24 protein-coding genes, 2 tRNA genes, 2 rRNA genes and 1 riboswitch are annotated in these 24,832 nt (G+C 48.9%); of the genes, 7 read left to right on the forward strand and 21 right to left on the reverse strand.

All coding sequences use genetic code 11. From position 1 onward, the window contains the following. Positions 1–4: 4 nt before the first annotated feature. From spoIIR to O9139_RS24950, 5 genes are all read right to left on the reverse strand, one after another. Positions 5–751 (reverse strand): stage II sporulation protein R, encoded by a 747-nt coding sequence (gene spoIIR, locus O9139_RS24930; protein ID WP_270884464.1) that lies wholly within the window; start codon positions 749–751, stop codon positions 5–7. 144 nt (positions 752–895) lie between these two features. Continuing rightward, positions 896–1,777, reverse strand: coding sequence for a peptide chain release factor N(5)-glutamine methyltransferase (prmC, locus tag O9139_RS24935; protein WP_270884465.1), 882 nt, complete (start codon positions 1,775–1,777; stop codon positions 896–898). Beyond that, positions 1,777–2,853, reverse strand: coding sequence for a peptide chain release factor 1 (gene prfA, locus O9139_RS24940; protein WP_270884466.1), 1,077 nt, complete (start codon positions 2,851–2,853; stop codon positions 1,777–1,779). The genes prmC and prfA overlap by 1 nt, the downstream gene beginning before the upstream one ends. 36 nt (positions 2,854–2,889) lie before the next feature. Next, complete coding sequence (gene ychF / locus O9139_RS24945) at positions 2,890–3,990, reverse strand: redox-regulated ATPase YchF (protein ID WP_270884467.1); 1,101 nt, start codon at positions 3,988–3,990, stop codon at positions 2,890–2,892. A 78-nt stretch (positions 3,991–4,068) separates the two neighbouring features. Continuing rightward, positions 4,069–4,782, reverse strand: coding sequence for a PilZ domain-containing protein (locus O9139_RS24950; RefSeq protein ID WP_270884468.1), 714 nt, complete (start codon positions 4,780–4,782; stop codon positions 4,069–4,071). Positions 4,783–4,894: 112 nt separating this feature from the next. Then, a riboswitch (cyclic di-GMP riboswitch) is annotated at positions 4,895–4,983 on the reverse strand. A 285-nt stretch (positions 4,984–5,268) separates the two neighbouring features. On the opposite strand from O9139_RS24950, the gene tadA reads away from it, so the two are divergent. The 3 genes from tadA (at position 5,269) to O9139_RS24965 (ending at position 6,258) form a co-directional block, all read left to right on the forward strand. Beyond that, complete coding sequence (gene tadA, locus O9139_RS24955) at positions 5,269–5,727, forward strand: tRNA adenosine(34) deaminase TadA (RefSeq protein WP_270884469.1); 459 nt, start codon at positions 5,269–5,271, stop codon at positions 5,725–5,727. Positions 5,728–5,780: 53 nt separating this feature from the next. Continuing rightward, positions 5,781–5,855: transfer RNA gene (locus tag O9139_RS24960), tRNA-Arg, on the forward strand. 238 nt (positions 5,856–6,093) lie between these two features. Then, entirely contained in the window at positions 6,094–6,258 is a 165-nt protein-coding gene (locus O9139_RS24965; RefSeq protein WP_270884470.1) for a hypothetical protein, read from the forward strand. A 28-nt stretch (positions 6,259–6,286) separates the two neighbouring features. On the opposite strand, the gene O9139_RS24970 is transcribed toward O9139_RS24965, so the two are convergent. The 4 genes from O9139_RS24970 to O9139_RS24985 all read right to left on the reverse strand — a co-directional run bounded on the left by O9139_RS24970 (position 6,287) and on the right by O9139_RS24985 (position 12,124). Then, complete coding sequence (locus tag O9139_RS24970; protein ID WP_270884471.1) at positions 6,287–8,638, reverse strand: AraC family transcriptional regulator; 2,352 nt, start codon at positions 8,636–8,638, stop codon at positions 6,287–6,289. Between the two features lie 79 nt (positions 8,639–8,717). Beyond that, positions 8,718–10,244: an extracellular solute-binding protein gene (locus O9139_RS24975; RefSeq protein ID WP_270884472.1), complete on the reverse strand. Its 1,527-nt coding sequence runs from the start codon at positions 10,242–10,244 to the stop codon at positions 8,718–8,720. Positions 10,245–10,279: 35 nt separating this feature from the next. Next, complete coding sequence (locus O9139_RS24980) at positions 10,280–11,182, reverse strand: carbohydrate ABC transporter permease (RefSeq protein WP_270884473.1); 903 nt, start codon at positions 11,180–11,182, stop codon at positions 10,280–10,282. Positions 11,183–11,203: 21 nt separating this feature from the next. Then, on the reverse strand, positions 11,204–12,124 hold the full coding sequence (locus O9139_RS24985) for an ABC transporter permease (RefSeq protein ID WP_270884474.1): 921 nt from the start codon (positions 12,122–12,124) through the stop codon (positions 11,204–11,206). A 279-nt stretch (positions 12,125–12,403) separates the two neighbouring features. Between O9139_RS24985 and O9139_RS24990 the strand changes: the two genes are divergently transcribed. From O9139_RS24990 to O9139_RS25005, 4 genes are all read left to right on the forward strand, one after another. Next, the gene (locus O9139_RS24990; RefSeq protein ID WP_270884475.1) at positions 12,404–13,612 is read left to right on the forward strand and encodes an MFS transporter; all 1,209 of its coding nucleotides are present in this window, start codon (positions 12,404–12,406) and stop codon (positions 13,610–13,612) included. 127 nt (positions 13,613–13,739) lie between these two features. Continuing rightward, complete coding sequence (locus O9139_RS24995; RefSeq protein ID WP_270884476.1) at positions 13,740–14,276, forward strand: RNA polymerase sigma factor; 537 nt, start codon at positions 13,740–13,742, stop codon at positions 14,274–14,276. Then, the gene (locus tag O9139_RS25000) at positions 14,273–14,734 is read left to right on the forward strand and encodes an anti-sigma factor (protein ID WP_270884477.1); all 462 of its coding nucleotides are present in this window, start codon (positions 14,273–14,275) and stop codon (positions 14,732–14,734) included. The genes O9139_RS24995 and O9139_RS25000 overlap by 4 nt, the downstream gene beginning before the upstream one ends. After that, on the forward strand, positions 14,731–15,897 hold the full coding sequence (locus tag O9139_RS25005) for a hypothetical protein (RefSeq protein ID WP_270884478.1): 1,167 nt from the start codon (positions 14,731–14,733) through the stop codon (positions 15,895–15,897). The genes O9139_RS25000 and O9139_RS25005 overlap by 4 nt, the downstream gene beginning before the upstream one ends. A gap of 280 nt (positions 15,898–16,177) precedes the next feature. Here O9139_RS25005 and O9139_RS25010 read toward each other — a convergent pair whose 3' ends face one another. From O9139_RS25010 to O9139_RS25065, 12 genes are all read right to left on the reverse strand, one after another. Beyond that, positions 16,178–16,333 (reverse strand): small acid-soluble spore protein P, encoded by a 156-nt coding sequence (locus O9139_RS25010; RefSeq protein WP_270884479.1) that lies wholly within the window; start codon positions 16,331–16,333, stop codon positions 16,178–16,180. 23 nt (positions 16,334–16,356) lie between these two features. Then, positions 16,357–16,500, reverse strand: coding sequence for a hypothetical protein (locus O9139_RS25015; RefSeq protein WP_270884480.1), 144 nt, complete (start codon positions 16,498–16,500; stop codon positions 16,357–16,359). Between the two features lie 20 nt (positions 16,501–16,520). Then, positions 16,521–16,868, reverse strand: a complete 348-nt coding sequence (locus tag O9139_RS25020) for a hypothetical protein (protein ID WP_270884481.1) — start codon at positions 16,866–16,868, stop codon at positions 16,521–16,523. A gap of 121 nt (positions 16,869–16,989) precedes the next feature. Continuing rightward, positions 16,990–17,074, reverse strand: a tRNA-Ser gene (locus O9139_RS25025). 81 nt (positions 17,075–17,155) lie between these two features. Further along, entirely contained in the window at positions 17,156–18,436 is a 1,281-nt protein-coding gene (serS, locus tag O9139_RS25030) for a serine--tRNA ligase (RefSeq protein WP_270884482.1), read from the reverse strand. Positions 18,437–18,527: 91 nt separating this feature from the next. After that, complete coding sequence (gene pdxT / locus O9139_RS25035; protein WP_270884492.1) at positions 18,528–19,103, reverse strand: pyridoxal 5'-phosphate synthase glutaminase subunit PdxT; 576 nt, start codon at positions 19,101–19,103, stop codon at positions 18,528–18,530. 2 nt (positions 19,104–19,105) lie between these two features. Next, entirely contained in the window at positions 19,106–19,987 is an 882-nt protein-coding gene (gene pdxS / locus O9139_RS25040) for a pyridoxal 5'-phosphate synthase lyase subunit PdxS (RefSeq protein ID WP_270884483.1), read from the reverse strand. A gap of 154 nt (positions 19,988–20,141) precedes the next feature. Then, a complete protein-coding gene (locus O9139_RS25045) occupies positions 20,142–21,479 on the reverse strand; it encodes a D-alanyl-D-alanine carboxypeptidase family protein (RefSeq protein ID WP_270884484.1) in 1,338 nt (445 codons plus the stop codon). Between the two features lie 108 nt (positions 21,480–21,587). Next, a complete protein-coding gene (gene guaB, locus O9139_RS25050; protein WP_270884485.1) occupies positions 21,588–23,045 on the reverse strand; it encodes an IMP dehydrogenase in 1,458 nt (485 codons plus the stop codon). A gap of 159 nt (positions 23,046–23,204) precedes the next feature. Then, entirely contained in the window at positions 23,205–24,395 is a 1,191-nt protein-coding gene (locus O9139_RS25055) for a putative glycoside hydrolase (protein ID WP_270884486.1), read from the reverse strand. Between the two features lie 105 nt (positions 24,396–24,500). Next, positions 24,501–24,617, reverse strand: a 5S ribosomal RNA gene (gene rrf / locus O9139_RS25060). A 74-nt stretch (positions 24,618–24,691) separates the two neighbouring features. Further along, a 23S ribosomal RNA gene (locus O9139_RS25065) occupies positions 24,692–24,832 on the reverse strand; the annotation flags it as partial.

Genomic DNA, 24,832 nt, shown 5'->3' on the forward strand with positions numbered 1-24,832 from the left:
TCATTTAGCTGAACCAAGCTACGATTTTCTTAATCATTTCCCAGACAAAAAACTTCACTTTTGGCGTTGCCTCAGCTGCAGTAACAGACGCTGTTTGATCGTCGGCTGCTTTCACACCGACAGAGGCTTTGCTCTCTTTCGCAGCCGGCTTGTCCGCTGCCTTTGCAGAAGCAACCTTGCCACCCGCAGCTTCTGCCACTTCCGTCTTCGCAACTACAGCTGCTGTGGAAGCTACCGCTTCACCTGACACAGCATCTACGAAACAAAGCGGCGGGAACAGCACGCACCACCAATTCTGCCCTGCTCCGCTGCCGATCGTAATGCGCAGAGCTTCATAATCGCCGGCAGGATACACGACATTGCCGTACATTTTGGTCGGGAATGGCACTTTGCCAAGCTCAACTGTATGCGTATAGCTGTAACCGCGCTCTTGAATCATCTGACCAACCAGCGCATCAAACTCAGGCAAATGCGCATTCACGACAGCTCGCGCTTCGTCCAGGGTATGAGGACCCACAACCCATTCTTGCATACGGGCAATAATCGCGTCGCGAATTTCACGCTTTAACGCCTGATCAGCCGCTGAATCGGAATTAGCCAAAATCCGCAAACGGATCGATTCCTCAGGAATAATCGGCGACACTACAGCCGCATTCGTACGATTTGAATCCCAACAAGCTATCAGTACAATAAGTGCAAAAACTACGAATAATAAATGTTTAAATGAATGACGTTCCGCTCTCTTAACCATTAGGAAAAGCCCCTTTCCCTTTGCTTCTACTAGCCAGTATAGGCAATAAGTGAGGGGGCTAAACCTACGAATCTATAAAAATTTAATAGTTTTACAAAGTTGCTAGCAAGACTCATAGTTTCTTATGGAAAACAATCGCAACAGCTACCGGGGTCCGATGGCGATCACATGCCGATCGATCCCCTGGAGATCCTTCACGAACCGGATCTCCTCCCAATCGGCGGCGTCCCGCAGCATCGCCGCCACTGCCTCCGCCTGCCGGATGCCAACCTCCAACCCGACCACAGTCGGGATGTGCGGCAGCAGCGGCAGCTGCTGGATCATGCGGCGGTACAGGTCGAGTCCCTCGATACCGCCGAACAAAGCCATGTGCGGCTCGTACAGCCGCACCTCCGGCATAAGCGCCGGGAGGTCGCCATCCGGGATATACGGTGGATTCGACACCAGGATATCCGGTGCTAACCGGCGCTCGATATAAGGCTCGAGGAGGTCGCCCTCGAGCCACTCCACCCGCGCAGCGACGTCATGGCGCTGCGCGTTCAAACGGGCCATCTCCAGCGCCGCCACGGAGATGTCGCTCGCCGCCACGCGCCACGCTGGGCGTGCGTGGGCGATGGTTACCGGGATGGCTCCGCTCCCGGTGCCTACATCCGCAAGGAGCGGAGCGCCTTGCGGGAATAAGCGCGAGCCCTCGTGCAGCAAGGCTTCCACGAGGAGCTCGGTCTCCGGCCGCGGGATGAGCACCGCGCCGTTCACGGCAAATGTCAGGCCGTAGAACTCCTGTTCGCCGGTGATGTACTGCACCGGCTCACCCGCGGCCTTCCGCGCCACCAGCTGATGCCAGGCTTCCATCCGCTCCACAGGCAGCGGCTCCTGCCAGTTCAGCAGGAGCTCCGTACGGTTCCAGCCCATCAGATGCTGGAGCAGCAGCTCCGCACACGCCGCGGCCTCCGCCACACCGTGCGACGTTAAAAAAGAAGAAGCCTCGACATAGGCTTCTCTCATGGTCTTTCCGGCAGTCGGCATCAGATCGCCTGCTCCCCTTTTTCCAACAAATCGGACTGTGCCGCAATCGTCAAGGCCGATACGATCTCACCCATATCGCCGCCAAGCACAGTTTCCAAACGGTGCAGCGTCAGACCAATGCGGTGATCCGTCACGCGGCTTTGCGGGAAGTTATACGTACGAATCCGTTCGGAACGGTCACCAGTACCGACTTTGCTTTTTCGCTCGCCCGCGTATTTCGCTTCCTCTTCTTCACGCATTTTATCAACAATCCGCGCCCGCAGTACGCGCAGCGCCTGCTCTTTGTTCGAGTTCTGCGATTTGCCGTCTTGGCAAGTCGCCACAATACCGGTAGGCACGTGGGTCACCCGAACGGCGGACTTGGTCGTATTAACGGACTGACCGCCCGCTCCGCTGGAGCAGAACGTATCGACGCGAATATCGGAATCGTGAATTTCGATTTCGACTTCTTCCGCTTCCGGCATCACCACAACGGTGGACGTCGATGTATGGATACGGCCGCCTGATTCCGTTACCGGAATACGTTGTACGCGGTGCGCGCCGCTCTCGTATTTCAATTTGCTGTAGGCACCTTTGCCCGTAACCATGAAAATAATTTCCTTAAAGCCGCCCAGATCGTTCAGGGAAGCATCCAGCACTTCGGATCTCCAGCCTTGCGAATCCGCATAGCGTGTATACATCTTATACAAGTCGCCGGCAAATAATGCCGCTTCGTCGCCGCCAGCTGCGCCGCGGATTTCCACGATCACGTTTTTGTCATCATTCGGATCCTTCGGCATCATCAGCACTTTCAGTTTCTCTTCCAGCTGAACGGACTGTTCGCTGAGCTCTTCGATCTCCATTTTGACCATTTCACGCATTTCATCGTCCAGCTTCTCGTTTTGCATCACTTTGGCATCGTTCAGCTGTTCGGTCACACTCTTATATTCGAGGAACGTATCGTAAGATTCTTGGAGATCGGATTGCTCCTTCGAATACTCTCTAAGCTTCTTCGTGTCGCTCGTTACATCTGGATCGCATAGCAGTTCGCTTAATTTCTCATAGCGATCCGCGATTGCTTGAAGACGATCTAACATATCGGAATCACTCCTTACCCTTGGTTTTAATAAATATTAAACATTGAAACGGAAATGCATAACGTCGCCGTCCTGCACGACATACTCTTTGCCTTCTAACCGCAGCTGCCCCTTCTCTTTCGCCGCGTTCATCGAACCGGCCGCCATCAGGTCGTCATAGGAGACAACCTCTGCGCGAATAAATCCACGCTCAAAATCCGAGTGAATGACGCCCGCAGCTTGAGGAGCTTTCATACCCTTGCGAATCGTCCACGCTCTAACTTCCTGTACGCCTGCTGTGAAATACGTGTATAGTCCGAGCAAACGGTAAGCTGCTTTAATCAATCTATTCAAGCCGGACTCTTGAAGTCCCAGCTCTTCGAGGAACATTGCTTTTTCTTCATCTTCGAGCTCAGCAATCTCGGATTCAACCTTCGCGCTGATCGGAACGACCTCGGCATTTTCCAGTGCCGCGAATTCCTTAACAATCTTCACGTATGGATTGTCATCCGCCGAAGCAACCTCATCCTCGCTTACGTTAGCCGCGTATAAGACCGGCTTCATAGTGAGCAGGTGAAGGTCACGAACGAGCAGCTTATCATCATCGCTTAAATCCATGCTGCGCGCCGGTTTATCGGCATAGAGCGTTTCTTTGATACGCTCGAGGCATTCAACCTCAGCGACAACTTTCTTATCTCCGCCTTTTAAGTTCTTGCGGGAGCGCTCCAGCTTCTTCTCCACAGAGTCAATATCAGCCAAAATCAATTCAAGATTGATCGTCTCGATATCGCCAATCGGATCGACTTTACCTGATACATGCGTAATATTTTCATCCACAAAACAACGAACGACATGCACGATAGCATCTACTTCGCGAATATGGGCAAGAAATTTATTTCCAAGTCCTTCGCCTTTGCTTGCGCCTTTCACCAGACCTGCAATGTCGACGAATTCGAAGGCAGTTGGAACGATGCTTTTCGGCACTACCAGCTCCACCAGCTTCTGCAGTCTCTCGTCCGGCACTTCCACTACCCCGACATTCGGATCGATCGTACAGAACGGATAGTTTGCAGATTCTGCTCCCGCCTGTGTAATTGCATTAAACAAAGTCGATTTTCCTACGTTCGGTAGACCGACGATTCCTGCTTTCAAAGCCATTGTAGCTACAACTCCTTAGTATTCAAAAATATCCTCATCTATTATATAGCACTTGCCTGTCAAAAAAAAGCCTGTTGGCTATTGATTCACCACAGACTTTTTTTCCAGTGCATTTTTAGACTGTTCTTCTTTTTTAGCAACGAAATAAGTTTCAATTTGATTCTTCAAAATATATGCGCGGAGCGCGTTCATTTTCGATTCGGGAACTTCAATGTATTTGGCCCCGTAATAAATTCCCGATTCCTTGACTTCTTTCCTTACAATCTCCGTTACACACGGCAGGGAGAATCCCAAATCCAGCTCAACGTGCAAGTGCAGATGCTTTTCCACGATTCTTTCAACTATAGAATTCTCATAAATCGAAAAACCTACACCGTTCATTGAAATATTTTTTATAGAGATGACTACTGGATTCTCGAAGAGGTGCTTGTTCCTCTTCTGGACATCATGGAGACTGTGCAGCAAGCCGTCCTGCTGAATATTAACCCGCGGGAACTCCCGTTTCTCCGTAAATCGCTTCCGATTCTCCGGCGGATTGATGACAATGACCGATCCCAATTCTTTGGCTACGACCGTCGTGTCAAACACAAACAATCCGGATTTGGAGTATACGGTCATTTTCACTTTGTCGCCAAGCTGAAAGACATCAAACTGCGGCACTTCCACTTCGATAATATCACCAAGCGCATAGGTGAGCACGCCAGTCGTTACAAAATCCTTCTTCTCAAGCACGGCTTTGCAATCGATGAGAACCTCGGTGTCATTACCCTCCTTGCTACCATAAAATTTCATTTGCTCACTCCCCTTTGCATTTTGGTTGTTTTGCTATAAAAAAACAAAAAATAGCCTGTCCCCTCCCATGTCGGGTTCAGCCTATTACCTTCATCCTAAAGAAACATCGATTTTCGGTAACCAGGCTGTCGTAGTTCACTTTGGAACCTTAGACCCTCAGCTTTGCGTCCTTGCCTTTCAACAAGTTTGCCATTATCGAATCTATTATGTAGTTATTTGGTTCATCTTTAATAGTAAAAAAGACCTAAGTAATCCTTAGTATACCTAGTTTTTCTCCCGATTTCAATGAATTATCTTCAACATGGCGGATAGTTCCGTAATCTGCAGCTCTAACTTGCTTTACAAACGAAGTGTGCCTACAATAAAATGCATATATCCACAAGTTTTCAACTTATCCACACAGTTGTCCACAGGTTGTTAACAACGAATGCTTGTTCGACTCTTATGCACATGTGGATAACAATTTTGTAGCGAGGTGTCCCCCCTGTGGATGAACATATTCACTGGATGAACGAAGCCATCCAAGAAGCATTGAAAGCCGAGGCTATCCGCGAGGTTCCCATCGGAGCTGTCGTTGTCCATGATGGTAAAATCATCGGCCGCGGCTACAATTTACGCGAAACGTCGCTCGATCCGACCGCGCACGCGGAGATGATTGCGATTAAGCAGGCTAGCGAGCATTTGCAAGCTTGGCGGCTGCTGGACTGCAAGCTCTATGTCACCCTAGAGCCTTGTCCAATGTGCGCGGGAGCGATTGTGCAGTCCCGCATCCCGCAGGTGATCTACGGGACGGCGGATCCTAAAGCCGGGTGCGCCGGCACGCTGATGAACCTGCTGCAGGAGGAGCGCTTCAACCACCGTGTCGATGTGGTGAGCGGTGTGCTGCAGGAGGAGTGCGCCACCCTGCTGACGCAGTTTTTCCGCAAGCTGCGCGGCAAGGAATGACGCTATATAACGTTGCATCTGGAAAAGCATCCGTGCTATCATAGTCTTGCTAAGCGCCCGTAGCTCAGCAGGATAGAGCGACAGTTTCCTAAACTGTGCGTCGCGGGTTCGAATCCCGCCGTGGCGCGTATATATGCAAGCGGATTGAAAAAACCTCTTACGTTAACCGTAGGAGGTTTTTTCTATATCAGCTATCCGTGCGGCGCACAGCTCAATTGCTGCAGGTATAACGAGCCCACCCGCTATTCACATGTTGATGAAATAGGCCAAATAACTGCTAACAGGAGCCGGCGGTCCGGTTAATCACATGCGTATAAATCCGATGTATTCAGGACTTACTAACAGTGAAAAAGAGGGAGGGTATCTATGAATACGGATAACAAGAATAACCAGGATCAACACGAGCCGACAATCGCTCCAGGCATGAATACGCACGACCCGTTAGAAGAGGAAGCGACCGAAAAGGAGATCGCGCGCGGCGAATACACCGAGGTAACCCGCCTCTATGTCGACCGTACCCCGGAGGACTAAAGTCCTCCGTTTGTGTCCATGAGAGTCCTCAGCTCCCCCGCTGCTCCCTGAACTGCCCCGGCGTCATATTCTCGAACTTCCTGAACAGCCGAATAAAATAAGAAGGTTGATACCCAATCTGTTCAGCAATTTCGTTGACCTTCAAATCCGTATCGATCAGCAGGCTCTTCGCCTTATCCATCCGAAGCAAGATCAAATAATCAATAAAGTTGACGCCATTGATTTGTTTGAATGCTTTGCTCAGCGCATAGGTGGTCGTATTGAACGCTTCGGCGCACTCCTCCAAAGAGATATCGCTACTCATAAATCGCTGCTGAACCCGCTCCGTCACCTGCTCCACCAATCTTTTCATATGGATGTCCTGATAATTATTTAATCCCTCCATATAGGGGGAGATTACCTTCTGCTGAAAGAAACGCACAATTTGCTCAGGCTCCCGCAGCTGATTTAGTTGTTCATACAGGTCGTAGTTTTTTAATAACTTATGGGGATTGAAGCCTGATTCAAGTATCGTGTGCAGCATGCTGCCCAGCACCTGCATAGCGCCCTCTCGCAGAATCTTTTCGTTGCTCGACTGCTGCACAAGCTCCCGAACGAAGCTTTCGACCAAGTGAAGCGATTGTTCGTTCTGCCCCAAGCGAAGCGCCTGCATCAATTCCTTCTCCAGCGTGAAAGGATAATAGACACTGTCGTTGGCATCCGGCAGCATCTCTTCAAGATCCATGACCTGGTGCTTGGCATTCAAGTCCCGGTAGCGGATTGCACTGCGCAAGTAGGCAAGCAGCTGCGGCAGATCGTGCACCTGTGAGGTCAGACGCCCCATACAGACCGTGGTCTGCATCTTCAGCAAGCTGCTAATAGTCCGGCCCAGATCATCGGCCAACAAATACAGCTCATCTTTCGCCTGCTGCTTCGTCTGGCCCATTGGGTACGATAGCAGTACACCCACCGTTTTATCCTGAAAATTAATAACTTCCGCATGATGACTACGCTTATGCACAATCTCTTGTGCTATGTTGGCGGCCGCAAACGTGGCTAGCTGCTCCTCGCTCTCCAGAAAGCGCCCATCTTCTTTGGCCAAGCCGCTAATTTGCACAAGCAGCAAGACGAACCGCTGTGATTCCGTCTCCCAGCCGAAGCTTTCCATCCGGCTTCTCAGTTCCGCTTCGCTAAGCGAGTAGAAGTGGCCTTGAACAAGCTGCAGCAGAAAAGCCGACCTCAAGGCAGGGAAAGCCTGCTCCAGCTTCACTTCCAGTGCCCTGCTCTCTTGGCTGAGATGCTTCCATTCCCGCTCGATGAAAGCCAAGTCATCCCCTCCACTATCTCGCGTAGGCTGATAATCCTTGATGACATTCACTAAGCGGACAATGGGCTGATAAATGCGTTTTGAGGCAAACCATGAAAGCAGAACCGCTAACAGCAGACCCACGCCTCCGATGAGAAGCATGCTGTTTGACATAAACTCTACAGGGGCGGTTAGCTGGGATAACGAAGTTGCTGTAACGAACTTCCAGGTCGTACCAAGGCGGGAGAATTGGCCATAGGCGACAGAGTAAGACTCTCCTTTGCGTTCCAAAATATACGATCCGATATCATCTGTCCGATCCTTCACACTTTCCCGGACGGCAGCTTCACGTTCCGCCTGCTCATCCGTAGCATTCGTTGGGGTGATCAGGATCTGCCCGTCCCTGCTCATCAGAAAGGACGACCCCTTCGTGTCCGTGGTCATCTCTTCGACCATGCGCACTAACTTTTCACGGTCCAAATATAAAATAAGAGCTCCATAAGACTCGCCTACGCTTGGAAGCCTGGAAATCAGTGCAAGCGATGTTGATCCCGCCTTCGTATTCACCCTCGGCATCGACTCCTGCCAGAAAACGCCCCTTTTCTGATCTGTCAGCGAGTGGAACATATCCCGATCCTGCGGGTCACTGACCGGAATAATCCCCTCGCTATCCGAGATCAGCACCGGTTGATCCTGTCGATCCAAATAAAGCTGCGCCTGATCGATCAGCGGGTAGGCCCCCTTCATGACACCTAAAAAGCGGTACAAATTCTGCGTCGTATTATACTCGTCCTTGAGATTAATATCCTTAAGCCTCGTATCCATGCGGCTGTCCAGTGACCATTGTGTTGCCGCCAGCTCCAATTGAGCCAGGTTATCGTTCATCCGGTCAATCGTTTTCTGCAGCAGCGCATCATGATTTCGCATGATTTCCTTTTCAATGTGGGCTCGTCCCGTTATGTAGGAAGTGTAACCGATGATAACGGTAGGCAAGCTGGTAATGCACAGCACTAAAATCAAGCTTCTACGATAAAAATTCCCCTTGCCGGAACGATGCATCCACCAGTACCAACGCTGCCTCCATTTCATCCACATCGTCAAGCTCTCTCCCCTCACATGCCGAAATCCCCCGCGACTGTGCCGTTTTTTTCGGCGTCGTGGGGGAGATCATTTTTTATTTTGCGCTATTGCGCTTTTGGTATGCAGCGTTCATTTCTTCCGTGATTTTAATCAAATCTGGATCCGCTTTCAGTTTCGCGACATAACTGTCCCATGCACTTAGCGACTCTTTGCCCATAATGACCTTCGTTTTCATATCCTGAATCTTCTTCTTGAGCTCCGTTCCCACCTTCTGGTTCGTATCGGAATTCAAGCCAATCGCAGGGTCCCCGGTGCTGATTTTAGCTTTTTCATCGATAATTTTCTTGTTGCGTTCCAACACATCGTTCGGCATTCCTGAGCGGTAAGCGCGTAAGTATTGATCATACTTCAAAAAGATTTGACCGAACGCTTGCTGCGCCACGATATCTTTCTTCGCTTGTTCCGTCGGCGTTTTGATTCCATCTTTCTCGGTATAGTGGACATCCTTCAAGCCGAAGCTTGCCAAATCGTATCCTTCCTGAGTTGCGCCGTAATCCATAAATTTCAACAGCTGCTTCACTTTGGCCTCAGGTACAGATTTCGGGATGGCGTACATGCCGAAGAATCCACTGTCTTTGTTCGAATAACCGTTCAGCGACACGAGCGGGATGAAGTCTGCTTTCGGGTTCGTTTTACGCAGCTCTTCCGTCGGTTCCCAGGCCGCCTCGGCTGTATCCTGGAAGCCTCCGCCACGGTTTGCTTTCAGGAGGTCTTTGGCTTGTGTATTTTTGAGGACAGCGATATCCTCCGGAATCAATTTTTCTTGATATGCACGGTTCATCCATGTCAGAGCTTCCTTCACTTCAGGCAGTACATTCACATTGACGAGTTTGCCGTCCACAAGCTTCCAATCGCCGTTGACTTTCGTGAAACTGTTTTGCAGCTGCCCCATGTAAGACATTCCGTTCTGATCCACGAAACCAATGTAACCAATCGTGTCATTTTTCCCGTTGCCGTCAGGATCTTTCTCCACGAATGCTTTTAATACAGTATACAGCTCGTCCGTTGTCTTCGGAATATCGAGATGAAGTGTATCCAACCAGTCTTTCCGAAGGTACGGGAAGCCTCCACCATCAGTCGGCCGGGCACGTGGAATACCGTACGTTTTGCCGTCCGCCTGCTTTGTATTCTCCCATGATTCCTTCGGATACTGCATCAAATTCGGATAATCTTTCAGCATTGGCGTCAATTCCCAGAATGCGCCCTGCGCCACCAATCCGCGTACTTGAGCGGTAAACGGGTCGTCCAGCAAAATAAGGTCAGGAATATCCCCGGAAGCCAGTGTTACGTTGATTTTATCAGCGTAATTGTTGGGAGAAACCCAAGTGATTTTCAACTTCGTGTTCGTTCGCTTCTCAATCTCTTTCACCACGACGTTATCCGGTCCCGGAGGCTCCGGTGTGTAATACATCGTCATGATGCTGATCTCTGTCGGCTTCCCGGAATCTGCCGCTCCTGAACCGCCGGCTGGGCTGCTCTGATTGCCGCCGCAAGCGGAGAGCATCGAGGAAACGAGCAATGTCGATGCAACGGCACCAATGGCTTTCTTGTTCATAATCATTATTGTATAACCTCCCTCAAATGTTCATCAATCGTCTATTCTTTCACCGAACCTACCATAGCACCTTTGGCAAAATGCTTTTGAAGGAACGGGTAAACCAGCAAGATCGGAACTGTTGCAATGACCACAGCAGCCATTTTAAGCGTTTCCGGCGGAATTCGCTGCTCGGACATCATCTCTGCCGCGGCGCCTCCGCCTGCAGCTGTTGAGGCGTCAATCAGCATATTTTGTAGTAAAACTTGCAAAGGCTGTTTGGTGAAATCATTGATATAGAGCAGCGCAGTAAAGAATGTGTTCCAATAAGCCACCGCATAGAACAGTCCGAAGGCAGCCAGGGAAGGCAGTGACAGCGGCAAAATAATGCGGTACCACACGCTAATATCGTTACAGCCGTCGATTCTAGCAGACTCTTCCAGGCTCACCGGGATGCTGTCGAAGAAGCCTTTCATCAGCAGCACGTACCATCCGCTTGTCAGTACCGGCAGGATGAGCGACCATGTACTGTTAATCAAATGCAAATCTCTCACCAGCAAATACGGAGGAATGATCCCCGGATTAAAGAGCGTGGTCAGCAAGATCAGGAGCATGATGATTTTTCGGCCCTGCAGTCGTTTGCGGGATACCGCGTAGGACAGGCAGGAGGTCACGAGTAAGCTCAGCGCAGTACCGACAACCGCCAGGAAGGCGCTGTTTCCTATCGCACGAATGAAGGCATCCGTAGACATCAGGTACTTGTATGAGGCCAGACTCCACTTGACCGGAAGCAGCTTGAATTCGCTGGATATATAGCTGGATGGATCACTGAAGGAAACGACAAACACATAATAGAGCGGGAAAAATGTGATTACTCCCAGAATCAACAGCAAGACGGCGTTTACGATGTTGAAGACGCGGTCGCTTTTGGTCGCAATTGCATTGGCAGATACATGTTCACTCACCAAGGGTTCCTCCTTCTATCTTTAATAAACGCCATCCTCGCCGAATTTCTTAGCCAGCTTGTTGGCGCCGATGACCAGCAGCAGGCCTATAACCGATTTGAACAAGCCAACGGCTGTACTGTAGCTGAATTGCCCTTGCTTTACACCCAGCCTGTAAACATACGTATCAAACACATCCGCGACTTCGGAAACGGCGCCATTCATCATCAGGAACACTTGCTCGAAACCGACGTCCATAATATGGCCGAGCCGTAAGATGAGCAAAATGATGATAACGGGACGAATCCCTGGCAGCGTAATATGCCACATTTGGCGGAAGCGGCCGGCGCCATCCATTTTGCCTGCTTCATAAAGTTGAGGATCTATGCTCGCCATAGAGGCCAGGAAGATGATCGTTCCCCATCCGGCATCCTTCCATATGGATTGCGCGGTCAGCATACCCCAGAAATAGTTTTTATTCGTCAAAAAGTCAATTTTATCGAACCCGAGAGCAACCAACATCTGATTGATCGCGCCGTCCCCGGTCGAGAATAGCAAGAACGTGATCCCTACAATAATCACCCACGATAAGAAATGCGGCAGGTACACGATGGATTGAATGATCTTCTTATATACCATATTTCGGACTTCATTGAGCATTAAAGACAGTAGAATCGGTAATGGAAAAAAGAAAACCAGGGACAACACGTTAATGGCCATCGTATTTCGGAACAAGGTATAGAAATCCGGGTTCGAGAAGAACCTCTGGAAATGCTCGAATCCTACCCATGGACTTCCTGACACCCCTTGATAGGGAGAATAGTTCTGAAAGGAAATAACAATCCCCCACATCGGCACATATTTGAAAATAAGGAAATACAGCAGCCCCGGCAGTGCTAATGCATATAAGAACTTGTCCCGGGCGATGCCTGACCACACTTGTTTTAACCGACTCGCGCCCACATGATTTCCTCCATTTCTCGATCGAATTCAGGTCACCGAATCACCATTGATTTCATGACCGCGATGTATCTCAATGTACTGTTTGTGAGCGTTTCCATCAATGATCCATTTTTGTGTAACCGGAAATTGCCTGAAAATTAAGCGTTTTCTGGACATATTCCGCCCGTTCCTCCGCTAATTTCCATCCGTTGCTTTTTTTTGCGGCCAACCCATCATAGCCGAGTTCCAGTCGATGCCCTATAATAAAGACAATTAATAACGGTCTGAAAGGAGCTCGCTGTGTCCATTAACCAAACAAACTCATACCGCATTCCTTTGTTCTGTGGCGTTACCCTGCTCTTCTGGATGTCGATGTATACTAGTGTTCCGATTATGGCCCCTTATGTGGAATACTTAGGCGGCAGCCACCAACTGGCAGGTTGGATCGTCGGCATGTACGGCATCTCCCAGATGCTGCTGCGGATTCCGGTTGGCGTGTTGTCGGACCGCTTTCATAAGCGCAGGCTGTTTATTACGTTCGGATTGCTGTTCACCGCTTTGGGCGGGCTCGGACTGTGGATCACCAAAGATTTCACCTGGATCCTCGTACTTCGCGCTCTGGCAGGAGCTGCAGCAGCGACATGGGTTGATTTCACCGTGCTTTTCACCAGCTATTACAAGCATGAAGAATCCACCAAGGCGATCGGCACGATCAGCTTCTTTAACTCCGCGGGACAAATGATTGGCATTCTCGCGGCTGGGTGGGCTGCGGATTCGCTCGGCTGGGAGGCCGCTTTCATAATGGGCGCCATCCTTGGTGTGATCGGTATGGCCGGTTCGTTTTTCCTCGTTGAAAAAATCGAACCTGATGCGCCTAAAATCACACTGCGCGGTATCAGCGGGGTCGCAACAGACCGCACCCTGCTGCTGGTCTCCATGCTCGCTATTTTGTCGCAAATTTTAACCTTTGCCACCGTGTTTGGCTTCACGCCCGTCTATGCCACAGATTTGGGCGCAGATAAATTCAGTCTTTCGCTGCTTACCTTCTTCTCCAATGTACCGGTAGCGATCGCTTCTTTACTCGGCGGGCGGCGCTGGGCGGCGAAGTTCGGGGAGAAGCGCGTCGTCGTCTGGGGCTTCGCACTTATGGGAATTTTTACATTTACGATTCCCTTCATCCATCACTTGTGGCTGCTCATGCTGACGCAAGCTCTAGCCGGGTTTGGCCGCGGCCTCTCGTTTACCGTCCTAATGGCGCTAAGCATTAAGCATATGCCTGCGGATAAGCGTGCTACAGCCATGGGCTTTTTCCAGGCCATATACGGGTTAGGCATGTTTGTCGGGCCCGTCCTGATGGGCATTATCGGCGACTGGTTCGCCTTGCGCGAGGGCTTCATTTTGCTCGGTATCATCGGTATCGTTAGCGCCGGTCTGTCGCAATGGATCGTGAAGAGTGATCCAAAGCTTCGTCCTCAATCAGCTGCAACGAAACGATCAGCGACTTTGTAAGTGGTTCATGAGAACGGATCCTTGCCGATTCGTTCTCTTTTTTTTCTATCCACTGCAGGGGATCGCGCTTTAACCTTCGTCTATGTATTCCGGAGAGGAGGAGGAGAGTATTCAGGAGGATACACTTGTGCAACGCATATTAAATGGGGACGAGTCCGCTTTTCGCGAGCTTGTTGCCGCTTACCGCCAATATTTGTTCCAGACGATCTATGCGATTGTCCGCCATCCCAAAGATGCGGAAGATCTGACGCAAGATGTATGGACCCGAATCTATTTCTCCCTGCCTCAGTATCAAATGAAGGGTTTCAAAACCTGGATTACCCGTATTGCGGTCAATCGGGCGATCGATTTCAAGCGCGCGGCCAGCCGCAAAAAGGAAGAAATGACAGCTGAAATCGCAAATTCGGTTCAAGGCACAGCGGTCCATCATGACAATCATCTGGAACGGGAAGTCGTTTTAAAAGAGACGGTCCAGCTCGTTCGCAGTAAACTGGACCAGATTCCATCCAACTATCAGGACGTCCTCATGGCTTACTACATACAACATCAATCTTATCAAGATATCGCGGAGGCGCAGGGGGTCACGGTGAAAACGGTGGAATCCAAGCTCTACCGGGCCAAACAGTGGCTCCGTAAAAACTGGAAGGAGGAGGATTTCTCATGAAACATTATGATTTACCGGACTGGCTGCTCTATGTAAAAGCTCAGCTTCCATCGGAGCGGATGGCGGAGATGGAGCTTCACTTGTACCGCTGCGATCCTTGTTTGGCACAGTACATGACGGCGCTCGAGCACGCTGAACTTATATGGCCGCAGATGCAGACTGACGACAAAAGCTATATGGACACTATTCTGGATCGGACCTTACGAACAAGACCTGCCTGGTATCGATCCACGTTATTTCACTACGGGATCGCAGCGGCCGCGACAATCGTCTTGGTGGCAACCGGATTTTTCCATGGGTTATCACAAGAGCTTGACAGCGTTCGGAATCATTCTGTAATAAGCCCCCCCTCCTCTTCCCAGGAGATGAGGCCGATATCGGAGCGGCTTGTCACGAAGACACTTTCATGGTTAGACACCATTCAATCCGATCCAGACAAAGGAGGCAATCAACCTTGAACTACAGCAACAACGTACAACATAAAAGCCGTCTACTCGCTCTGATGCTCTCGATTATACCGGGAATGGGGCATCTCTACATGCACCGAACGACCCGGTTCCTCGTCTATGCAGGCGGATGCTTTGGCGCGCTCTTTCTGTTTATTATCGGTGTCGCGGCACAATTGCCTAAAGAGCCATTATTGCTTCTCGCCTTATTTGGGGGCTTGATGTGGCTAGCTAACGGCATAGACATGATCATGTTCCTGCTGCGGTTGCAGCCTTATCATCCTCATAGCGCACAGCCTTATGGCCAGGAATATCCCTATTTGCCCTCGGATATGCCCCGTCCGCCAGATCAGCCTTACTGGGAAGCTGCTCCTACCGCAACCTCATCTTGGGCTCAGCAGAGGGAACGGACGCGAGTCATCCTGCTATCTTTTGTGCCAGGCTTGGGGCATTATCAGCTAGGGATGATGCAGCGCGGGCTGACAGCGATGATTGCCTTTTTCGGTGTTGCCATATTGGTCTTTTTCATCACGGTGCTCACCCATAACGAAGGCTTTATCGCTTTTCTGCTGGCCTTGCCGGTGCTTTGGTTTTATACGATGTTTGATGCCTTAAAACAATTACAAGTTAAGCAATCGGGGCTTGAGCCCATCGATAATAGTATATTTGATGATTTCCATCTATCGGACGACTACGGCCGTAAGAACAGAACCTTAGCCACCATCATTGCCATCTTTCCAGGTGCCGCTCATCTCTATCTGAATATGAATAAGCGCGGCATTCAGCTCATGGCGAGCTTCCTGTTCGCCGTTTATGTCTTGGATATGATGAGACTTTCATTTTTCTTGTTTCTCATTCCGCTTTTATGGTTTTACAGCTTCTTCGATGCTCTGCAGAGCATTGCCAAGTATGAAAACGGCACTTTGACGGATAAGCCGCTTATTGAGAACTGGACCGCCCACAATAAAACGATTGGCATCTTGCTTGTCATCTTGGGCGGATACTACGCATTTAAGCAAATCATCATGCAGTTGTTGTATGAGTTCTTTCCACAATCCAACTACATTCACTTGGTCAGCAATTTTGGACAAACGGTGATTGTCGCTTTGATTCTAATCGGCGCCGGCTTCAAACTGCTGCTGTATCGTAAAAAGAATCTTTCCTATCTCGAATAAACATAAAAAAGAACCCCGAAGGGTTCTTTTTTTGTCGGTGATTAATGATTTCCTTCGATCCGTGTTACGCGTAAACCTTTGGAAAATCTGCTTATAAGGCACTGTAACGTGTCTTTGGCACATCCCCTCCAGCCTGATTATAACAGGTATGAAAGTCCTCTATGCAACGGTTGTTTCGCGGAATGCTCCAACGGAACCACACCTCTCTGCTCACCGACAAATATAGTATGTCCGATTTAACAAGTTATAAACATGTATCGATCAATTTGTTAAGAAAATATTAAGATCCTTTAGCCTGCTTTTGTCTGGAGTGGTTGTGGTTCTTCACTTTTTTCGATCCCGATAAGGCTTCAGGTGCATGATTGTTATCATCGTTAAAATTTTTATTATCTTGTGCGAAGCTTTCGCCAGCGGAATACGTTGTTGGTTTCGTCATAGCTGTTCACTCTCCTTATGTTTTTACTCGTGATTCAAAGCATCTTGCTTGTGACGGTCATTCGTCTGCTGTTGGATTTGCTGCGCATGATGGCTGTTCACCACAGTTTGATCCAAATCTTTAGCGACATTTTGCAAATTTTTATCTCGGCCTTTTTGTTTCGTCATGAATAATGTCCCTCCACGGTTTAGTCGTGCGTGACTTGGTGCAGCGCCTGCGCACATTCGTGAATGTGCCGTACGTAATCATCCACTAGCGTTTGGACAATATCGGTACGCTCATCAATATGTGTGGTCCCCTGCTGCACATCGGTCAGCGCAACGTTGACCTCCCTGGAATCCACATAAGTAACTTTAAAATCAAATGTATAGCCCGTATGTCCCGCTGTCATAATGTGAGCCCACAGCGCATGTGGATCTGACTCATCAGCCCATACACGCGCCTGATCGGCCGCCTCAAGCTGCTGTGGCAGCATATTCTGCCACTCTTCCACTAACTGCGTTTGATCGATCGTCAAGTTGTCTCGTTTGCTCATTAGTAACACCTCCACAAGTTTAAAATGCGAAGGTCGCTATCGTTTTATCCAAGCTGGTATTTAACAAAAAAAGCCACGCGATTCATTAAGAATCGCATGACTTTTTAGCGAAAAATCTATACGGAGAGGGTGGGATTCGAACCCACGGAGGCTTGCACCTCGGCGGTTTTCAAGACCGCTGCCTTAAACCACTCGACCACCTCTCCACGTAAGGCGTTCCCACGAAGGAAACGACCTCATGCAGTGACAAAAAGGATTGTATCACATAACTGTGTTGTGAATCAAGTCTATTTTTTCGTGATCACTTTAACATTGCTCATGTATGGCACCAGCACGTCCGGAATCACAACTGAGCCATCCGCCTGCTGATAATTTTCCAAAATCGCAGCAACGGTTCTGCCCAGCGCCAGCCCGGATCCGTTCAGTGTATGTACAAATTCCGGCTTTGCTTTCGCATCGCGGCGGAAACGGATATTTGCCCGACGCGCCTGGAAGTCCTCGAAGTTACTGCAGGACGAGATCTCCCGGTATGTGCCGCTGTTAGGCAGCCAGACTTCGAGATCGTACGTTTTGGCGGACGAGAAGCCAATATCGCCTGTGCACAGCGTTAGAACGCGGTATGGCAGCTTCAGAAGCTGCAGCACGCGCTCAGCATGGCTCGTGAGCTTCTCAAGCTCGTCGTAAGAATCCTCGGGTCTTACCATCTTCACCAATTCAATTTTGTTGAATTGATGCTGACGGATTAAGCCGCGGGTATCTCTTCCGGCCGAACCGGCTTCCGAACGGAAACATGCGCTGAAAGCAACAAAATTAACAGGCAATTGCTCATTAGCCAAAATATCTTGGCTATGATAGTTCGTTACAGGCACTTCTGCTGTTGGAATCAAGAAATATTCCGAGTTCTCCAGCTTGAAAACGTCTTCCTCAAATTTCGGCAGTTGGCCCGTACCCGTCAAACTTTCACGGTTTACGATAAACGGAGGAAGCATCTCTTCATAACCATGCTGGTCACTGTGCAGATCCATCATAAAATTGATCAACGCACGTTCCAGCCTAGCGCCGAGCCCTTTATAAAATACGAAGCGCGATCCGGTCACTTTCCCCGCCGCTTCAAAATCCAGAATACCCAGCTCCTGCGCGATTTCCCAGTGTGGCTTAACTTCAAAATCGAACTGCGGTACTTCGCCAACCCGGCGAGTTTCCACATTCTCTTCCTCAGACAAGCCGATAGGAACGCTAGCATGCGGCATGTTCGGGATCGATAGCAGTACCTGCTGCAAAGACTCATCCAACACGCGAATCTCGTCATCCAGTTCCTTAATACGGTCACCAACGACCTTCATCTCTTGAATCAGTTCATCTGCATTCTCACCGGAACGCTTGCGCAGGGCCACCTCTTGGGAAACCGTGTTGCGGCGGTTCTTCAGCTGCTCGGTTTCTTGCAGAAGCTCTCTGCGTTTTTTATCCAATTCCGTAAAACCATTCAACTCATCGATTTGCTTACCGCGGTTAGCCATAGCTGTTTGTACGGCGGCCAAATCACTACGAAGTAACTTTACATCAAACAAGGAGATTCCTCCATTTGCACAAAATGGTTTGAATATGGAAGCAAGCACCCTCACCGACGACTCGGACTCAGGGGTGCTTGAACCATAATAATTATGCTTGGCTTTGTTTAACCATGTCCAGGAAGTAGCTGTGCATCCGGAAGTCATCCGTCAATTCCGGATGGAAGGATGCTGCAAGGAGGTGCCCTTGCTGCGCAGCTACGATCTGGCCATCATGCGTGGCCAAAACGTCGACGCCAGGCCCTACTTTCTCAATCAGCGGCGCTCGGATAAAGACCGCACGCACATTGTCGGCGATGCCCTTGATCGCCAGATCTGTCTCAAAGCTCTCACGTTGACGGCCAAATGCGTTACGTGCAACCGTAATGTCCATCAGCTCCAAATGAGCTTCAGGTTGTCCAGTAATTTCTTTGGCAATCACAATCAAGCCTGCACACGTACCAAAAATCGGTTTACCCGCGGCCGAAAACTTCCGCAATTCATCTATAAAACCGTACGTGCGCATCAACTTGCCGATTGTCGTGCTCTCTCCGCCAGGTATAATAATCCCTTGGATATCGGCAAGCTGTTCGGTTTTCTTAATAACAACGCCTTCGGCGCCAGCCTTCTCAATGCCGCGGATGTGTTCCGCAACAGCGCCTTGCAGCGCAAGAACTCCGATCTTTATCATTACCAACCGCGCTCCTGCATACGTTGCGTAGCATCCAGCTTGGAGATCTCGATTCCCTTCATTGGTGTACCCAGACCTTTGGAAATCTCCGCGATTAATTTGTAATCTGTATAGTGCGTAACAGCTTCAACGATCGCTTTCGCGAACTTCTCAGGGCTGTCCGATTTGAAAATACCGGAACCGACGAATACGCCGTCTGCGCCCAAATGCATCATCAGCGCAGCATCAGCAGGTGTCGCTACACCACCGGCAGCAAAGTTAACAACAGGCAGCTTGCCTGTTTCTGCAACTTGCAACAGCAGCTCGTATGGAGCGCCCAGCGTTTTGGCTTCGAACATCAGCTCGTCCTTGGACATGCCTTGAACTTTGCGGATTTGGCCTTGAATCATGCGCATATGACGCACAGCTTCAACGATGTTGCCTGTGCCTGGCTCGCCTTTCGTACGAAGCATGGACGCGCCTTCGCCAATGCGGCGCAAGGCTTCACCCAGGTCGCGGGAGCCGCAAACAAATGGAACTGTAAACTCACGTTTATTGATGTGGAACACTTCATCCGCCGGAGTCAGTACTTCGCTCTCATCGATATAGTCAACGCCCAGAGATTCCAGGACTTTCGCTTCTACAAAATGTCCAATTCTTGCTTTCGCCATAACAGGGATAGAGACAACTTTCATAACCTCTTCCACGATCGTTGGGTCAGCCATACGGGAAACGCCGCCTGCTGCACGAATATCAGCAGGTACGCGCTCAAGTGCCATAACTGCAGACGCACCAGCTGCCTCTGCGATTCTCGCTTGCTCTGCGTTCATGACGTCCATAATGACGCCGCCTTTTTGCATTTCAGCCATACCTTTTTTGACGCGGGATGTTCCAGTTTCCATTTCCTTGTTCCTCCTATACCATTTATAGTGACTTCAACAGGGTCAGAGTCACTCTGCTACAACGATTTCATGCAGTTCCCTACACATTTCATACATAAACTTCTAAACAATCATTTTACAGGATGAAGGGGCAATATACAACCCATTTTCTGGTCTAGGCGCCGCCCTTGATGCCTTTGAACATATCGCCAAAGAAGTTCTTGATGGAGCGGAACAAGAGGCGGATCCAGCTACCTTTTTCAACATCGGCATTGGCAATCAGATCGATCGTCTTCTCTTGCCCATTATAAGAAACGGTCGCTTTACCCAGTACGTCACCTTTCTTAATTGGCGCGACCAGTTTGCTTTCCTCAATAGGCGTTGTCGTTACTTTGAAATCTGTATCTTTGGCACCTTTCTTAACAACGAACGAAGTGCCGGACTTTGTAACTAGCGGTACGGATGTTTGAACACCCTTTTTAATGTTTACGGATTTCAAAGAATCTATTTCTGCATTTGCACTCAAATAAGGTTTAATCTCAAAATTATTGAAGCCATAATCAAGCAATTTTCTTGATTCATTGAAACGCTCAGGCTCTGTCTTCGTGCCCATAACGACAGTAATGATCCGCATGCCGTTTCTTTCAGCCGTGCCTGTGAAGCAGTAGCCGGCATCATCTGTAGAACCGGTCTTCAAGCCATCCAAACCTGGATACGCATATTTCTTGAAGTTCGGATTGCTTGAATTGCCTTCCAACATCCAGTTCCAGTTAATCATTGGCGTCTTGTCCGTTGGTCTTAGCTTCAACGTAGGAATCTTCGTGAACTCGAGTATTTCTTTGTGATCCTTCAAAATATTATAAGCAAGAATAGCTGCATCACGAGCTGTCATCTTTGTTTCGCCCTCAATGGACTGCGGAGGGTTCTTCAAGTCTGCGCGGGAAAGTCCTGTAGCGCTAATGAAATGGGCTTGATCGGACATGCCCAGCTGCTTCGCTTTTTCGTTCATCATCTTAGCGAAATTCTCTTCTGTTCCTCCGAGCAGCTCGGCAAAAGCTACCGAAGCATCGTTCGCTGAATAAATGGACATCGCGTTAAACATGTCTTTAAATGTCAGTGTTTCGTTCTCAGCAATCAATTGGCCGGAGCCGATTACATCAGCAGCATTTTTGGAAGCCGTCACCTTAGAATCCCATGTAAACTTGCCTTCCTTTATACTCTCCATAGCAAGGTATTCGGTCATCATCTTCGCCATACTTGCCGGCGGCAGCGCCTCATCGGCATTCATTTCATAGAGAACTGCTCCGGTGCTCGCTTCCATAATAATCGCCGATTTCGCGTTAACTTGCAGTTGGCTGCCCGGTTGTGTTTGCGCGGTTGGAGCTGTAGTCGCGGCCGGCGTTCCTGCAGCATAAACATAGGTTGGTTGTATATGTAATAAGAATGATTGAGCTAATAAACTTACTCCTAGTACCAAAGCAACCTTTTTTCTTGTAAAACGCAATAATTTCACAACTTCACTCTCCCTAGCAAATTAATAACATGTTATATTGTATCACACCCCATTAGACAAAAAAAAGAAGACAAGGGTTCATTTCCCTCGTCCTCAATTTTTACCAGATTACAAAGAGTAATTTGGCGCTTCTTTTGTAATTTGGATATCGTGCGGATGGCTTTCACGAAGTCCTGCGCCTGTGATTCGAACGAATTGCGTATCATGAATCAACTCTTGAATATTGCGTGCGCCGCAGTAGCCCATACCCGAACGTAACCCGCCAACCAATTGGTAGACTGTATCTGCTAATGGGCCCTTATAGGCAACGCGGCCTTCGATGCCCTCAGGAACCAATTTGCTCTCATTCTCCTGGAAGTAACGGTCCTTACTTCCTTCTTTCATTGCGCCTAAGGAGCCCATTCCGCGGTACACTTTAAATCTACGGCCTTGGTAGATTTCAGATTCACCTGGACTTTCCTCTGTACCTGCGAACAAGCTTCCGATCATAACCGCGCTCGCTCCCGCAGCAATCGCCTTGACAACGTCGCCGGAGTATTTGATTCCACCGTCTGCAATAACAGGGACCTTGAACTCCGCCGCCGCTTGAGCACAATCATAAATCGCTGTTACCTGCGGGACACCGATACCCGCGATGATACGCGTCGTGCAAATCGATCCTGGACCAATGCCCACTTTCACCATGGAAGCACCAGCTTTAATCAGATCGCGTGTTCCTTCCGCTGTAGCTACATTGCCCGCAATAATCGGAAGCGTCGGATACTGAGCGCGGATTTTCTTCACCGTCTCCGCAATATTAATATGGTGGCCGTGAGCTGAATCGACTACCACAACATCAATGCCTGCTTGCACCAGAGCAGCTGTGCGCTCCATCACGTCTTTGGAAACCCCAACCGCTGCTCCGACCAGCAGTCTTCCCAGAGTGTCCTTCGCTGCGTTAGGGAACTGAATCGCTTTTTCAATATCTTTAATCGTGATTAGCCCTTTAAGTTGGAAATTATCATCAACTAGTGGCAACTTCTCGATTTTATGCTTTTGCAAAATAACTTCCGCTTGCTGTAAGGTAGTGCCTACTGGCGCTGTGACCAGATCCTCTTGCGTCATTACCTCTTTAATTTTAATGGAATAATCATGGACAAAACGCAAATCTCTGTTCGTTAGAATCCCCACAAGCTTATTGCTTTCGTTGACAATGGGAACCCCCGAAATCCGATATTTCGCCATGAGCGCTTCTGCGTCATAAACATGATGTTCTGGCGTAAGGGAAAAAGGATTAGTGATAACTCCGCTCTCCGATCTTTTAACGCGATCTACTTCCCCTGCTTGTTGTTCAATCGGCATATTCTTATGAATTATCCCGATCCCGCCTTCACGTGCCATAGCAATAGCAAGAGCAGATTCTGTTACAGTATCCATGGCTGAGCTAATGAATGGAATGTTTAACTTCACATGTGGCGCTAGCGTCGTGGATACGTTGATTTCTTTACCGAACACTTCGGACTTTCTCGGAACCAACAACACATCATCAAAAGTTAAACCTTCCTTGCCAAACTTATCTTCCCTCACAACACAAATTCCTCCTATTATAGAGATCTTAGAGCTCTGTTTCGAAATTCCCCCTTGTGTGGGGTATATATTAGTGCCTATATTAACAAAAGCCCATTTTTCGTGTCAAGGGAAAGGCACGCCCGCCGAGAGTGCAAGCCCACGAATAAGAAGATTTCGTTAACGATATGTGTAATTGCTATTGGAATTCCATAATAGGAATTGATCAACACCACGCTCTCTTGCTGCTTTAATCTGTTCATAGACATCGTTTTTGCCGTATACTTTATGCGGCTTCACCCATGTCGCCGTGAAATCCTGGTACCATGGGCGGATCTCCGCTATTTCCGGATTCGTTTTCGTTAGTTCGCTTCTTTTCACATTGGCATCGCTTATCGCTTTGCTTACAATAGCATAAGGCTGCAAGTCAGGAGCTTTCACACCATACATCCCGTTCGTATAATGCGATGGATAGAGCATAGGCGATATATAATGCACCTGCTTGCTGATCATGGACCAGTCCTGACCGATGCCCATGTCATTCGTGGAAGAAGTGGTAAGTCCGAATACATCTGCTGATATATATGCCTGCGCTCCGACCGCTTCCTTAGCTTTAACTAAAAAGGCTTCGATATCTTGCGCTTTGGTCCTCATTTTCGGATTATCAAAAATAACTTCGCGATCTACCTTGCTCCCATTCTCCGGGAACCTGACATAGTCAAACTGAATTTCATCAAAGCCGAGCGTTGCGGCTTCTTTGGCAACTTGAATGTTATAATCCCAAACAGCCTCTTTAAATGGATCTACCCATGCAACTCCTTTGTTATCTCTCCATATGCCGCCAGAACGGCTTTTAATGGCATACTCGTTCTTCTTATTGCTCAGGTAAGGATCCTTAAAAACAACAATCCTGGCAATCGTATAAATACCACGATCTTTTAACCGCTTTAGCTTGGCAGGCAAATCATGAATAATAACATGACTATTGGCTCCAATACTATTGACCATGGGAACAGCGGACGCATATGTAACTTGCCCCGAGTCATTCTTCACATCTATAACCATCGCATTTAGATCGGTCTGTTCCACCAACTGGACCAACTGTTCAAATTTGTTGCCTACAGCAGACCATGCTGATACATAAATTCCTTTTACTTTCACTTTCGGAGACCTTATTGCCGGGATTGTAGTGCTGGCTTGAAGTTTTAGCGTCTGCTCCGTAACGGGGGATGATCCCGTTGCATTGGGTTGTTCTGATAGGGTGCTGCTATTATTGCTCCTTATTACCTCAGACTTAGACGAACAACCAACGGCTGGTAAAACAACAAATTGCGTTGCCACTAATAGGGCAAGCCATTTCATATGACCCATACGAATCCCTCCCTCATAGGGCTAGTATGGTTTAATGAGATGTATTGTACTGATGCAAAAAAAAGAGTCTTTCTGGAATTTCTTCCAAAAAGACTCATTTCTTTTGCTTGGCAACGTTCTACTCTCCCAGAACCCTTCGGTTCAAGTACCATCGACGCTGGAGGGCTTAACGGTCGTGTTCGAGATGGGAACGCGTGGATCCCCTCCGCCATCATCACCAAACGAATCAAGGCTTGCACCCTGAAAACTAGATACGAAACTTACGTAAAGTGTGTTGCTTCTTTTAAAAGAAGCTTTTGGTTAAGCCCTCGACCGATTAGTATTCGTCAGCTCCATACATTGCTGCACTTCCACCTCGAACCTATCAACCTCGTCGTCTACAAGGGGTCTTACTAATTGGGAAATCTCATCTTGAGGGGGGCTTCACGCTTAGATGC

It is taken from the genome of Paenibacillus aestuarii, assembly GCF_027789125.1.
Classification (GTDB): domain Bacteria; phylum Bacillota; class Bacilli; order Paenibacillales; family NBRC-103111; genus Paenibacillus_E; species Paenibacillus_E aestuarii.

What these genes read in the sequence shown, in the direction of transcription:
- O9139_RS24965 (WP_270884470.1), top strand. Translation starts at nt 6,094, where the DNA reads ATGAATACGGATAACAAGAATAACCAGGATCAACACGAGCCGACAATC.
- ychF (WP_270884467.1), bottom strand. Translation starts at nt 3,990, where the DNA reads ATGGCTTTGAAAGCAGGAATCGTCGGTCTACCGAACGTAGGAAAATCG.
- pdxS (WP_270884483.1), bottom strand. Translation starts at nt 19,987, where the DNA reads ATGGAAACTGGAACATCCCGCGTCAAAAAAGGTATGGCTGAAATGCAA.
- prmC (WP_270884465.1), bottom strand. Translation starts at nt 1,777, where the DNA reads ATGCCGACTGCCGGAAAGACCATGAGAGAAGCCTATGTCGAGGCTTCT.
- O9139_RS24975 (WP_270884472.1), bottom strand. Translation starts at nt 10,244, where the DNA reads ATGATTATGAACAAGAAAGCCATTGGTGCCGTTGCATCGACATTGCTC.
- O9139_RS25000 (WP_270884477.1), top strand. Translation starts at nt 14,273, where the DNA reads ATGAAACATTATGATTTACCGGACTGGCTGCTCTATGTAAAAGCTCAG.
- O9139_RS25020 (WP_270884481.1), bottom strand. Translation starts at nt 16,868, where the DNA reads ATGAGCAAACGAGACAACTTGACGATCGATCAAACGCAGTTAGTGGAA.
- spoIIR (WP_270884464.1), bottom strand. Translation starts at nt 751, where the DNA reads ATGGTTAAGAGAGCGGAACGTCATTCATTTAAACATTTATTATTCGTA.
- prfA (WP_270884466.1), bottom strand. Translation starts at nt 2,853, where the DNA reads ATGTTAGATCGTCTTCAAGCAATCGCGGATCGCTATGAGAAATTAAGC.
- O9139_RS24970 (WP_270884471.1), bottom strand. Translation starts at nt 8,638, where the DNA reads ATGTGGATGAAATGGAGGCAGCGTTGGTACTGGTGGATGCATCGTTCC.
- O9139_RS25015 (WP_270884480.1), bottom strand. Translation starts at nt 16,500, where the DNA reads ATGACGAAACAAAAAGGCCGAGATAAAAATTTGCAAAATGTCGCTAAA.
- O9139_RS25055 (WP_270884486.1), bottom strand. Translation starts at nt 24,395, where the DNA reads ATGGGTCATATGAAATGGCTTGCCCTATTAGTGGCAACGCAATTTGTT.
- O9139_RS24950 (WP_270884468.1), bottom strand. Translation starts at nt 4,782, where the DNA reads ATGAAATTTTATGGTAGCAAGGAGGGTAATGACACCGAGGTTCTCATC.
- O9139_RS25010 (WP_270884479.1), bottom strand. Translation starts at nt 16,333, where the DNA reads ATGACGAAACCAACAACGTATTCCGCTGGCGAAAGCTTCGCACAAGAT.